This is a genomic window from Paenibacillus sp. FSL L8-0158 (assembly GCF_038592965.1).
Classification (GTDB): Bacteria; Bacillota; Bacilli; order Paenibacillales; family Paenibacillaceae; genus Paenibacillus; species Paenibacillus polymyxa_D.
The window spans coordinates 4,078,680-4,091,654 of record NZ_CP151949.1; the positions used below are offsets into that span (position 1 = coordinate 4,078,680).

The 12,975-nt window shown below is 44.3% G+C and carries 10 protein-coding genes; 1 reads left to right on the forward strand and 9 read right to left on the reverse strand.

Annotation, left to right across the window (positions count from 1 at the left end; genetic code table 11):
* Positions 1-52: 52 nt before the first annotated feature.
* Complete coding sequence (locus NSQ68_RS17960) at positions 53-1,576, reverse strand: response regulator transcription factor (RefSeq protein ID WP_342426736.1); 1,524 nt, start codon at positions 1,574-1,576, stop codon at positions 53-55.
* Entirely contained in the window at positions 1,569-3,413 is a 1,845-nt protein-coding gene (locus tag NSQ68_RS17965; protein ID WP_342426737.1) for a sensor histidine kinase, read from the reverse strand. The genes NSQ68_RS17960 and NSQ68_RS17965 overlap by 8 nt, the downstream gene beginning before the upstream one ends.
* Positions 3,414-3,603: 190 nt before the next feature.
* Here NSQ68_RS17965 and NSQ68_RS17970 point away from each other — a divergent pair, with 190 nt between their 5' ends.
* Positions 3,604-6,351 (forward strand): endo-beta-N-acetylglucosaminidase, encoded by a 2,748-nt coding sequence (locus tag NSQ68_RS17970; RefSeq protein ID WP_342426738.1) that lies wholly within the window; start codon positions 3,604-3,606, stop codon positions 6,349-6,351.
* 90 nt (positions 6,352-6,441) lie between these two features.
* Here the strand turns inward: NSQ68_RS17970 and NSQ68_RS17975 are convergent, their stop codons facing one another.
* From NSQ68_RS17975 to NSQ68_RS18005, 7 genes are all read right to left on the reverse strand, one after another.
* A complete protein-coding gene (locus NSQ68_RS17975) occupies positions 6,442-6,978 on the reverse strand; it encodes an SMI1/KNR4 family protein (protein WP_342426739.1) in 537 nt (178 codons plus the stop codon).
* Between the two features lie 150 nt (positions 6,979-7,128).
* Entirely contained in the window at positions 7,129-7,788 is a 660-nt protein-coding gene (locus NSQ68_RS17980) for a DUF2625 domain-containing protein (RefSeq protein ID WP_342426740.1), read from the reverse strand.
* Between the two features lie 35 nt (positions 7,789-7,823).
* Positions 7,824-8,342 (reverse strand): hypothetical protein, encoded by a 519-nt coding sequence (locus NSQ68_RS17985; RefSeq protein WP_342426741.1) that lies wholly within the window; start codon positions 8,340-8,342, stop codon positions 7,824-7,826.
* A 30-nt stretch (positions 8,343-8,372) separates the two neighbouring features.
* On the reverse strand, positions 8,373-9,533 hold the full coding sequence (locus NSQ68_RS17990) for an immunity 26/phosphotriesterase HocA family protein (RefSeq protein ID WP_342426742.1): 1,161 nt from the start codon (positions 9,531-9,533) through the stop codon (positions 8,373-8,375).
* An 84-nt stretch (positions 9,534-9,617) separates the two neighbouring features.
* Entirely contained in the window at positions 9,618-10,625 is a 1,008-nt protein-coding gene (locus NSQ68_RS17995) for a phosphotransferase (protein ID WP_342426743.1), read from the reverse strand.
* Positions 10,626-10,719: 94 nt separating this feature from the next.
* The gene (locus NSQ68_RS18000) at positions 10,720-11,718 is read right to left on the reverse strand and encodes a helix-turn-helix domain-containing protein (protein ID WP_342426744.1); all 999 of its coding nucleotides are present in this window, start codon (positions 11,716-11,718) and stop codon (positions 10,720-10,722) included.
* A 30-nt stretch (positions 11,719-11,748) separates the two neighbouring features.
* Positions 11,749-12,942: an MFS transporter gene (locus tag NSQ68_RS18005; protein ID WP_342426745.1), complete on the reverse strand. Its 1,194-nt coding sequence runs from the start codon at positions 12,940-12,942 to the stop codon at positions 11,749-11,751.
* Positions 12,943-12,975: the final 33 nt, after the last annotated feature.

A 12,975-nucleotide genomic window follows, 5' to 3' on the forward strand; every position in this document is an offset into this window, starting at 1 on the left:
TAAACTTAATAAACCAAGGTACAAATTAAAGAAATCCATGTACACCAGGTATTTATCCCAATCCTTTATAGTCTGTCGGGGAAATGCCCACATATTTTCTGAACTGCTTATAAAAATATCCCGTCTCCCAATACCCCACGTTCCGCGCAATTTCGTGTACCTTGAGATTGGTGTTTTTAAGCTGCTCCTTGGCTTTTTTAATCCGGTATTGATTGATATATTCAGCAAAGGTTTCGCCCGTTTCCTTATGAAACAACTGACCGAGATAAACGGGATGAAGGTGGTACTGGTATCCTAATATTTTTAATGATAGCTCCTTGGCATAATGAACATGGATATAGGACAGCACCTGACTTACGATAGGGTTTTTCATATCTTGCAGCAGTGAATTCACCGTCTCTGTCGCCACATGCTGAAGCGCACTCACCAGCTCTGCCAATGTCGTACAGCATTTTATCTGGTGAAGCCCCTGCTGAAACCGTTCCGACTCATTGGAATGCTTGATGCTCTCCAACTCCATCTTGAACCGGATCACCAGCTCCAGCGCCATATTCCGTAATTCATCCGGGGTAACACTTTCAAGATGCTGAAGTTGCTCAAAATCACTCTGAATTCGTGCGGTCAGCGCATCTGGGTCTCTTGCTATAATCAGCTTCGCATAATCCTTCCAATCGATAGAACATGTCTGACCAGCGTTACCCTCGCTCTCCTCCAGCATGGTATAGTCAATGATCCGGCGGTTATCATATATCATAAAATATTCCAAAGATTTTTTAGCTTCATTATAGCTGCGTGGAGCTGCAGCAAGCGAACCGGCGCTGCCTATCCCGATATACACCGTTTCTTCCCCGTCCGTCGACCACTGAACAGAAAAATTCTCCAACAGCGTTATCAAGTCCTGTCTGCCCTCATCATAATTCGGCAGTGCGGCAATGATTACACTATCCGCATCAACATCGCGAAACAATGTTAAATCGGGCTGGTGTTGAATGTACTGCCTTAACTGTTGATGCATTCCTGCCGAATCCCCTTCCGTCCGTAACACGGCTACCTCCATGAAGGGGATATTTAACGAAAAACCTATCAATTCAGCACGTTCCTGAAATTCTGTAGGCGCAATCTGTCCTGTCAGCCAACGGTACAACGTATTTTCCTTGAGCACCTGCACCCCAAACGTCTCATATTGTTGATCCAACCGGAACCTGTCCAACTTCTCCGTTGTATTGCATAAAGTGGATTCCAGTTCCTCCACATTAATCGGCTTCAGAAGATAATTTTCAATGCCCAGCTTCATGCCTTCCTTCAAGTAATCAAATTCATTAAATCCGCTCAACACAATCACCTTCAAGTCAGCATGCAGCTTTCTCGCCTCATGAATCAGCCTAAGACCATTCATCGTTGGCATAGAAATGTCCGTAATCAGTACGTCCACGGGTCTGGAGGCCAGCGCTTCCAGCGCCAAAGATCCATTTTCCGCATGTCCGACAATTTCCAGCCCAAAAGAGGTCCAATCCACAATATCGTATAATCCCTCAATGATAAAAGGCTCATCGTCTACAATAAATACTTTATACATATACGGCATCCATCCCTTCCCTGTTGGGGCATCGTACCCGAATCGTCGTTCCCTCACCGCTGCCGCTCTCCAGTTCAATCCCATAATCGGCTCCGTGTAGAAACCGAAGTCGGGTGTGCACACTGCGTAGTCCAAACATTTGTCCGTTTTCCTCCTGGCGTTCCAGTTCCTCCAGAATCTGTTTCAAACGCTTCTCTTTAATGCCCTTCCCATTGTCACGGATCTCAACCAGCAGAACCTCCCCCGTTTCCCGCACATCAATGGTCAGCACATTATCATTCCGGTCGCTTTGGATACCATGAACAATATAATTCTCAATGATGGGTTGAAGCATCAGCTTCATGACAGAGCGGGTATACAACTCGGGGTCGACCGTAATCGTGTAATTGAACCTTTCCTTGTAGCGTATTCTGAACAACTCAAGATATAATCTGCAAGCCTCCAATTCATCTTTAAGCGTGTATATTTTTTTCTGCTGAACCAGGCTTTTGAACAACACCGATAAGCTATAGATCATTTCTCCTACATCTTTGGCTCCCTGGGAAATCGCCCTCATACGTATCACTTCAAGCGTGTTATACAAAAAATGTGGATGAATACGTGCCTGCAAGGCCACAAGCTCCGTTTGCTTTTGTTTGATCTCTGCTTTATACACCCGTTCAATATATAGATTAAGTTCATCCAGCATATCGTTGAAGCTTCGAGAGATTTGTCCCAGCTCATCCTCTCGGGGGTCTTGGATGCGAGCTGTGAGGTCACCATTTTTCACCTGACGAGTGAATTTAATAATCCGATTCGTTCGTTTAGCAAAGTTAATGACGAAAAAGGCAGGGAATAACACAGCAAACAGAATACAAACGACACTAATTGTCAAAATCGTATTACGGATACCTCGGTACGTTTGAGCCATTTCCTCATTGGGGACTGCCCCAATCACAACATATCCTTCGTCCGGAGAAATCAGCTTGTTGATGTACATATTTTGCTTCGCCTGAATGATTCCGGCATCGGAATCCACATCGTCATATAAAGATCGGGTCACTTCCACATAAGGGTACGTTTTCCCGTAATAGTTATTCCTTGAATCGAACAGAACCGTTCCATGGGTGGACAGAACAATAATTTCGCCCTTCAGGTTGTTCCCGTAGCTGGAAAGTGCGTTGGAGATACTTTTGGAATTTAGAAACACCAGAAGCTGACCGGTATTTTTGAGTGTTTGCTTATTGTTAATGGGGACTTGTAACGAATATAACGAGGGATTCCACTGATCGACCGCCTTCCGAATCCAGTAATTCGGAGCAGAGACGCTTTTGCTTTCGGCAGCCATCACATCTGGTACAAAGGAACGGGCCGCATGCACCGGGAATTGCTTGAATTGCTTGCTCTCATTGAAGGTGGACAAATATTGCTGGTCGGCACTGTACAATATCAAATTGCTAATATCGCTATTTTCATCCAGCCAATTTTTAAAATAGGTGAGCACATCTGTTGAATAATCATGACTCTCCATGTACGTTTCGTCCATACGGTGCTGTACATATTCGGAATACGCGTGGTCCATAAAAAAAGAAACGTTCATCGAGAGCGTCTCATTCCGGTACATATCCCGCACCATGTTCTGAACGGCTTCATGCCGGAGATGGATATAGCGGTCAACACTCTCCATCGCTGCTTTCTGGGTATCCAGTTCCCGTCGAACCATAGATTGCGATATGGATATATACGTGACATATGCAATCGTAATAATTGACAAAATGGCAATACAGGAGAACAACGCTAGTATTCTCAGGAACATGTTGTTTTTAAAATAAGCTGTGTATCTATTGCCCCTTCTCATCGTATAAGCCCTCCAGAATCGTTCAAACGTAAATAAAGTATACCATGTACTTCGCTGGATAAAAGTAAGCGCATTCATTAAAAAGAGGATTTTCTTTAATTTAAACGCTATATCTTTAATTTAGCCTCTATGTAAAAGCCGTTTTATTGATTATCTTTAGGGGGATAAATACTCGTTAGGGGGATGAGCTATGAAAGGTAACAAGGTTCACAAGTTCGCTTTAAAATGGACTGCGCTGGTTTTGACTTCTGTCCTGTTAAGTCAAACCCTCTCTCCATCCGTTTATGCAGGCGATACCCTCCCATATGAAGGAGAAAGCGCCAAAGGACCGAATCAGCCTTATCAACACGGATACGCCAGCTCACATATTTTGGACTGGACTCCTACCCAAGATGTCTATGGAGATATGCTTCGCGCCCGTGTCCCTCTGCAACAACGTAACAGCTCCTTCGCCGCTACACAGGCCCAACCTGCTTTAAGCCCTGACACGCAAATGTTTACACTTAGCGGCGATTATGGAAACGCTTTTTTTGATAGTTATTCCTATACTAATAAATTCAGTCAATACTTATTTAACTATTGGCAGTATACCGACTATTACGGCTACTGGCATGGCATGCCTACCGCCCATGTACCCGAAGAGCTATACGATCCCCAAAAGGATTGGACGGAAAAATGGTTCGAGTTCGGCATTCTGAACATTCCAAATCCGGGTTATACGAATGCGGCGCATAAAAATGGCGTTCTCTCCATCGCCTGTATTTTTTTCTCGGATAATGACCGTGGACCGCAAACGTATAAGCAAATGCTCGTGCAGGATGTTCAGGGTGGATTTCCGGTAGCCAAAAAATTGATCGAAATGGCGAAATATTATGGCTATGACGGCTATTTCATCAACCAGGAAGAAGCTTCAAAGGGCGTAGCTAAGGAGGACATCCCCCGTTACAAGCAGTTTATGAAATACTTACGAGATCAGGGCATGTATGTGCAATGGTACGACTCCACCGTAAACGAAACCGGTAAAATTGCTTATCAAAATGAGTTTAATGCCGTGAACAGCCCGTTTGTCAAAGACAAGCAATACGGACAGGTGTCCGATTCTATTTTTCTGAATTATTGGTGGGACAAAGCGAAGCTGAAAAGCTCCCGCGACCATGCCAAGCAATTGGGTCTGGACCCTCTTAAAACCGTTTTTGCTGGGATTGAGGGCGGGAACGGTGACTTTGGCAGATGGAAGCAAAAATACGATCTTCGTCTGAATATCGGTGATAACGGGCAGCCGATGAACAGTATCGCAACGTTGGGAGCAGATTTCACACATAATGCGCTGGATGAAGAGTTTGGCGGACAGGACACCAATCGCAGAGCTGACAATGCCTATCAATGGATGACCTTTATCCGCGACCGTGTCTGGTGGTCCGGTCCGAATCAGAATCCCGTCCATGCACAAAGAAACCCAAGTGTAGATTTGTCCGATGTAAAAGCTTCAGGCGCAAACTGGGACGGTATCGCGGCATATATCGCCGAACGTTCTGTCATTCGTGGCTCCCATTTTAATACCAGCTTCAATACTGGACATGGCTTGCAGTATGTGGTGAATGGAGTTGTTTCCAATCCCAAGGAATGGTCCAACATCAATATTCAGGATATCCCGGTGACCTGGCAATGGTGGCTCGATACCCAAGGTAAACCGCTCTCGGTTGACTACGACTATGGCCTGAATTATGCCAAAGGTACTCGGTTTACCTATCAGCCTGTGGGCGCTTATCAGGGCGGTAGCTCCCTCGTCGTTAACGGAGAGCTGAATTCAGATAACTTTTTACGCCTGTATAAAACGGATCTGTCGGTAAATAAGAATTCAAACTTGTCCATCACGTACAACAAGCCTTCCTCCGATGACAGCTCGATGCTGATTATCGGACTTATTTTCAAGGATAACCCCGGCCAAGTCGTAAAAGTCAGCATCCCTAACTCTGGTAAACGAACCACGGGCTGGGTAAGCCGCAATTTGGATTTGAGTGCCTATAAAGGAAAAACTATTGCAGCTTTCGGTTTATCTTTTGATAACGCGAATAAAACAATCAAAAACTATCAGATGAATATCGGCCAAATCAAGATAACAGACAGTTCTGCCCGGAAACCAGCTGCGCCGACAGGATTTAAAATCACCAAGGCACTGACCGATACGAACGAAATGCTCGTAGCCTGGGACCTTGAGGATTACTCCAAAGTTAAACAATACAATCTGTATGAGAACGGCTCCTATATCGGCGGAATTTATGACTCAACCTATTATATTAAATCCCTAAACCATAAATCCGGTGAATTAATGCTTACCGCAGTTGGGGCTGATGGAACGGAAAGCGAACCAGCTCGATTAGGCTACGATCTGAATGCTGCCGTCAGTCACATTAAGGTGGAGACTCAAGAAAACGGTAAGGCTACAGTAACGTGGAAAAATCCCTCTGAGGCGGACAGATCGGTTAAATTGACCTTGACCACCGACTATACGGACACCGAATTCCATAAAACCATTACGGCGGACAATGGCGCTGAAACGACTACGTTTACCGATCTGCCCACAAACGGTGATCGCTACACACTACGTATCGCCATCGGCGATCATGAACCTGTAGCATATACCGGGCATCTCGCAGACACGATGATAGAGCCTTATGCAAAAGAGAATGTGACGGTCACTGGGTCAACGTATACGCTTGCTCTACCAACCTTGAAGGACTGGCATTATTTATATGTATACGAAAACGATGTGCCCAAGCAATTTGGCGTAACTTATGTATCGAAAAAGTTTCCTTACATTGTCCGGGGAAGAACAAAATTAAGTGAACTGACTTTTACCCCTACTTCTCGTACCAGCTCGCTAAAGATCGTGCTTGAAGATTATGCCGGCAATCAGGCCACAACATATGTAAGATAGCTTTGTGCAAAAATATAACACAATAGCGAGAAGTCCAATTCAATGGACTTTTTCGCTATTGGCTATATATTGGGCAGAATCATACAGGTATCAATACAATGCCCATTTTTCCGTACACAGCTCTATAAAAGAATGGGCAACCTGTTCATATTCGTCATACCCCAAGCTACCAGAATGAGCAAAAAGAACGGGATATTCGTTGTTTCTTTTTTCCTCTCTCATATCAAACATATAGTGGTTTCCGCACCCATCCATTGCAAACGACACAGCACCCGGCATATACTCTGGCAGCTCGTAGGCGAGGTTCATTTCTCTCAAATCTTCGGTATTGAAAAACTGAAAATAACGTTCTCCATTTTGAAATTCCCCGCCATTAGAGTATCTCAAAAAATCCATATAGCTGTCAGGAAATTGCCCTTGTGGCAGATGCCAGCTAACAGGATCTAGAGGTTTATATTGATCATAGAATGGAGACGATTTTGGAAAAGGGTTCACTTGTCTTTGCTTGATTTCGTGAACCTCCTGCTCCGATAGATTTATATTCCATGTTTTCAAAAAAATTACTATTTGTTCATCCGTTGCTTCCTGACTTATTACAAACGGTTGTTCAAAGTGAATACTCCACATATCTACCAACCTCCATACCTCGATGCCTCTAAGAGTTGTTGTTTCTACCTTTTTCAACCTTCTCCATCTTTTTCAACCCATTCAGCCACACTTTCATGAGGTTGAAGGTTCTCACGTTTATAGTAATAAACGGTCTTGAGCTCGTACGAGCTATTCCTTATCCACTACCGCCTGCCACGCTTCTGTTACAGCTATAGGCGATTTTTGGCTGGTCTCTCCGCCACCTTCCTGAGTCCATAGCGGCGGGTAATAAGCAAATATCTCTCCTGGCTGAAGCTGCTCCATATCCTTCTGCCAACCGTTCCAGCGGAATGTCTGGTAGAACAAGCCCAAATCTCCCTCAGCCAACCAGCTCAAGAAACCGGAATAAGCCAGCTCTGTGGATTCCCATTCCAATGCATCCGGTGCAAAATAGTAGATATGACCGCTACGTCCGAATTTCCCTGTATCCAATCCAAAAAATCCACCTGCTGCATCATAGGCCACAATCAGCATTCCCCCAAGTGCAGGAACGCTCGCTGGCTCTTGTAGCCCGTTCCATGAGGTCAAGCTACCATAAATTCCAGATCCACCCGCCCCCAGCAAGGTGATCCATCCGTGGTCAAATATGATCCCTCCTGTTTCATAGGCAACCGTTCCCAAGTACGATTTTGTACTCACCTGCAAACGGTACAGCGTGTCCCCTGGAGCGGATTCCGATTCTGCCGATAGAATGCGATATGGATTCCTCCCTCCTTTCAAGATATTTTTGACCTCTTCCCATGCATGGTTGTCCTGATCCACCAGCTCGTCAACCGTTAACGTATGCATGTCCATTCCCCTTCCTGTATTCCAATATCCATCTTTCAACCTGTGAACTGATTTTCGAAAACCTGTGTTTGCTCTAAAATCACCCACTGATTCAGCTCGTCGTAGCCTTGGACAATCGCCGTGATCTCATGTCTCGGATACATCCACTCGGATGGGGTCTTTTCCACATATGTACGAGTGTCTGACAATCCGACCGCATGATGCTGGAAAATATGAATAAGCGTACCGTGTGGGAAAAATGCTTCAATATAGCCCTTTATCTTAGTCCCAACGGGCAGTGCATTTTTGATTTGATGCCATTCCTTGTTGAAGGTATGAAGATTGTTGGACCAGACTTCTTCAAACTCTTTTCTTGTAATTTTCGTATAATAGGGCTCTGTATCATCAATCGCTTTCTCAGCTAATAAGAAATGATACTGCTCGTGCTTGCGATTAGAGGCGATATACGTGCCGTCATCCTGGATAACAATTTGCCGATAGGCTACGCCATCTGAATCTATTTCAAAGTACCAGGTTCCCATGCCTGGTTCTGGGCAATCTTTAAGATATTTCATTGGCCCCTCCTAAAAGGATGTATAACTGCATCATTTCATCTTCCTTTTTCCGCTATAGGTCCTTGCCAAATAAGCGAGATATTCCGAACGTGTCAGTCCTCCTGTTTGGCGGTTGAACTCATCATACGAAATGTCTTCCGGGAATCTGAATTCGGCCAGTGCTTTTCGACGCTCCTCACGATACAACGGATTATCCAGCGTTTTGTGCCACTCCCGCTCTTCCCAAGGACCAAAACAGTCCACAACGATACTTGAATACACACCGTTATCTAAAAATTTCCGCGAAGACTTGAACACGGTCTCCTCTTCCGGTTTGGAAACCGTACCCGTTCCCCAGGACAGACTATATGTTCTTTCTTTTCTACTATCCATACTACAGCCATAGCCGATCGGGAACACAATATCCTCTTCTACCAACGGTTTATGCCCTACCCGCTCGTAGGACCCCCGCATAAAGAAATCATCCATGACAATCCAGGTCGTTTCGGATAATGGGGCGGATGTGATAGATTCCAAAGCTGTTGAACGGTCACGACTCGTAAACAAATACGGACGTACGAATAAAGGCATGGTCATGACGCTGTTCCATATGCTCTCCTCTGCAAACAACTGATCCTTTTGCATTTGGCGCAAATCTCCGATGACCAGTACATATCCATCTGTGAAAAGGTCTGTTTCCACGCGGAAGATGTCTCCTGGGACCGTTTTATAACGCTGATTTTTCATATGCTTCAGTCGGTGCAACCTGCGATCATAATCCTGGGGTACAAGTGAAGGATATTGCTGAAGCCAATCGATGATCTCTTTTTTACTATGTAAATGCTCACATCCAGTGATGGGCAATCTCACTCCAGTTTTGCTATTCACAGCAGTAACATAACTAAGAGGACGATCCCTTCTAATGCCTGCTGAAAAGGTCACGCCTTCTGCCTTGATGCTCGAAACACTTGTGTAATTTAGCTTTTTCTCTTTGCCACGAGCCGTTTTAGGCAAAACAAATGCCCGGTCGCGCGTAAGAATCTCTACATCGGTTTCTCCATAGGTATCCTCAGTGGAAGAAATTCGCTTGCGAATAACGTCTCCATCCATACAAATAAAGTATCCTTCTTTAATTTCTACCACGTCCCAATGTTCTTCCAGCGTCTCCAACCCAAAGTACGGTCGTAACGCGTTCGTTAACCAACTATTCATCTGCTTCTCCTGTTCCGAGTACGTTTCAATGCGCCCAGGCTCAATTTCCCCAAAGATTATAACATAACGCGGCATTTAGCTCGTTTATTCATACACTGTTCCAGCTTGGACCAACTCTTCCTGAATCCAGCTACTGCGGGTAGAAAGCTGGAGCAAGTCGGCAGAGATCTGTTTGACCTGCTCTTGCAATACATGTGACTGATCCGTTCCTTCCAGAAAGCGACTCACAAAATGAAGAAATACATCTACCTTCCTCAGCAGCATCAATACAGGCAAAGCATCAATCTCGTTGTGGCTTAAATGAACCTGGCGGCTGATGCCCCGGCAAAAATCCCGAACGGCTGTCGCCTCCTCCGGTTGCCCCAAAAATCCAGATAAGATGACCGCCGGCTCCATGACCCGAACGTCCAGCGTACAAAATTCAAAATCAAGCAATGCAGTTACTAGACTACGATCCGAATCCTTTACTAACAAATTGGAAGCGTTCAAGTCTCCATGTACAAGCTGATGCGGCAGCTCTTCCAATGCATGAAGCGAATCTGTAATCTCTTCATAAACCTCTCCTATTAATCGCAGCTCTTCATGCAAATCCTTTAGAGGCTCAGGCGGATGTAAACAAAAGCCTTGAACTGTTTCCCGGTTACACAATGGATAGGATTGCTGCAAATCATAATATGGACGATAGACTGGGGTCATACCAAGTTTGAATGTTGCAAGCACAGCAGATAGTTCACCAGCAGCCTCGCCAAAAGAATAGGCAAAGCTTGAATCCTGCTCCAGGGATGATATGCCTTCTATGTATTTGAACAGACACACATATTTACCGCTTTCCTTCTCCAGTTGAGCAAGCGTCTCTCCCGTGACCGTCGGAATAGGCGTGGGTGTCCTGAACGATAGTGAATGCTTACTCAGCTTCTGCAAAACCGCATGCTCAAATTCAATTTTGTCCCGATCTCTGTGTGTATCGTAGACGCGCAGCACCCCCCTTCGTCCACCACTCTTAACAAAATACGTCGTATTATTCCAACCCCCGGTTCGTTTCTGCAGCGTTCCGTTCCACTCTGGCCAGTGACGTCTTAGTATTGCTTCCAAGGATGTATCCTCCCTTATAAACACCAGCTTATGAATTTGCAGATATTATAACAAATATAGACGCCCAATAGAATTGGACGTCCTTGTATATCCTTCATTTCCTCAACTGTTTGTTTCGGATATTTTGAGGGGTAGCACCATACGCTGTTTTAAACTTTTTATAGAAAAAACTCATGCTGTTATATCCTACCTGCTTAAATATCATTTCGAACGGCAGATTAGTATTCACTACCAAAGAATAAGCTGCATTGAGTTTAATGTTAGCAATAAGCTGAGTATAAGTAAGACCGGTTACTTTTTTTAACTTATTACTTAAATACGTACTATTGTAATTAAAATGATTAGAAAGCTGCTGCAGGCTTAAATGCTGATAATGCTCTTCCATGTAATTGAGAATAGAGGTAATATTATTTTCCTGCTGGTTTAAATGAATATTATGCTCGCTTTCCAATACACGGACCAATTCCCCAAATACAATTGGCAAATAAGCCTTGACCAACTCCATGGAATCCTCTTGCCTGGAAAAATATTCAATCAAGATTCTACGCAATATATATTGCAGGTTTTCATTATGCTGCGACTTAAAAATAATAAAGTGATTATGGTGCTGATGCTGGAGGACAGAGTTAGCCAGAAATTCCCCAATCAGACTTTTTTTCTTAGATAGCCGCTGCAGAAATAGGGATGAAATCGTTTCTCTTTGCAGCAAGATATTAATAAGTATATCGTCTTCTCCCAAAGGGGCGATGCTGTGGGGCACATCCTTATCCAGGACACATACTTGGCCTTCACAAAGCTGAATTTCTTTGCCCGCTATGATTTGATTGCACTTACCTGAGTAAACATAGTTTAATTCAATAAATTCATGCATGTGCTCCAGCATAGAAGCAAATCTGTTGTGCTTGTTAATATAAATATCATGTTCTCCGAAGAAAAATAAAGCGGGCATTCGATACATTTTCTGATTCATATCAAAAAATCGCTCATTTTCCGAATCCTTGGAGAGATCATTAATCACCTGATTGTTTTGCTGTTGTAAAAGTTCAATTTCCGTTTTGTTTCTCAGCAACTGATCCAACTCATGAAGGTTCATAAACACTGACTCCTCCTTCAGACTCCCCCATTAACTGTGGACTGCCGCCTGAGTTTTGCTTCCCTTTCCTCTAATAGCGATTTCCAGACAGAGGAGTGCTGCAATCGTAAATACAATCGCAGAGACAAGGAAGGAAAATGAGGCCGTTTCATTTCCAGACAACACGCCAACTAACTTGATCACATAAGGCGAAGCAAACGCTCCCAAATTGGACCCTACCATCGCAATTGAAATAGATATCGTCTCACTGCCCTGAGGTACGATTTTAGTTAGTATCGTAAAAATATAAGGAATAAACAGCGCAAAGCTAAAGCCAATGATCAGCATGGCAACCGTAACCATAGTCACATTCTGAGCAAACCACAGCAAGACAAAACCTGTCGCTGTTAATAGACTGGAGATAAAGGGTGCGTAATTTCTGAACCATTTATATATTCTACCAAACAAAAAGCCTGCAATCATGGTTGACAAGGAGAACAGCGTTAAAGCGGTCCCTAAAAATCCTGCATTAGGCATACTCTTCTCAACAATCATAATGCCTGTTTTGGTATACACAATCATGATAAAAGTCATAAACAGGAAAAGTGCAGCCCCTAAGCCAAGTACAGGTAGGGATATTCCCCCACTTCTGTGGCCTGTTCCTGTTGTGCTCACTGTAGGCTCCTCACGCTCTGGTTCAGGAATGATTAAAAAGAACAACAGTGCGATAGGAATCGTGATCGCATAGCATAAAAAGGCAAACGGCCAGTCGATTAGGGCAAGCTGTCCTGCCACAAAGGTAGCCAAGCTGCTTCCGAGCCCTTGTACAGCGCTTTGAAAGCCTACCAATTGAGCACGTTCGTCCCCTTCAAAAAAATCACTAATTAAACTGACAGCCAGCGAATTGAATATCCCGAGACCTGCGCCTAGCACCAAACGCAACGCGAGAATCCATGTAATGTTCGTAGTGAGCATAGGTAGTATTCCGCCGATGACCACGAGCAAAAGCCCTAGCAGGACTGTATTTTTTTTACCCAATCGGGAAGAAATCGGGCCACTCAACAGCACAAACAGCATCATCGAGAAAGATGGAATCGTGACTACGCTTTCAATCAACGAACTGGAGACGCCTGATAATTGGTTCAGCATCATCGGTATGACAGCCGAAATGGCACTTGCTGATGTCAGGACTAAGGAAATGGACAGCAGCGCCGTTTTAAACAAAACTTTGTTTTTTATATTCATTAAGCTCTCACCTCTAGTCTATGTTATTTAGCC

Coding starts and splice junctions, on each gene's coding strand:
- NSQ68_RS17960 (WP_342426736.1), bottom strand. CDS start 1,576: ATGTATAAAGTATTTATTGTAGACGATGAGCCTTTTATCATTGAGGGA.
- NSQ68_RS17965 (WP_342426737.1), bottom strand. CDS start 3,413: ATGAGAAGGGGCAATAGATACACAGCTTATTTTAAAAACAACATGTTC.
- NSQ68_RS17970 (WP_342426738.1), top strand. CDS start 3,604: ATGAAAGGTAACAAGGTTCACAAGTTCGCTTTAAAATGGACTGCGCTG.
- NSQ68_RS17975 (WP_342426739.1), bottom strand. CDS start 6,978: ATGTGGAGTATTCACTTTGAACAACCGTTTGTAATAAGTCAGGAAGCA.
- NSQ68_RS17980 (WP_342426740.1), bottom strand. CDS start 7,788: ATGCATACGTTAACGGTTGACGAGCTGGTGGATCAGGACAACCATGCA.
- NSQ68_RS17985 (WP_342426741.1), bottom strand. CDS start 8,342: ATGAAATATCTTAAAGATTGCCCAGAACCAGGCATGGGAACCTGGTAC.
- NSQ68_RS17990 (WP_342426742.1), bottom strand. CDS start 9,533: ATGAATAGTTGGTTAACGAACGCGTTACGACCGTACTTTGGGTTGGAG.
- NSQ68_RS18000 (WP_342426744.1), bottom strand. CDS start 11,718: ATGAACCTTCATGAGTTGGATCAGTTGCTGAGAAACAAAACGGAAATT.
- NSQ68_RS18005 (WP_342426745.1), bottom strand. CDS start 12,942: ATGAATATAAAAAACAAAGTTTTGTTTAAAACGGCGCTGCTGTCCATT.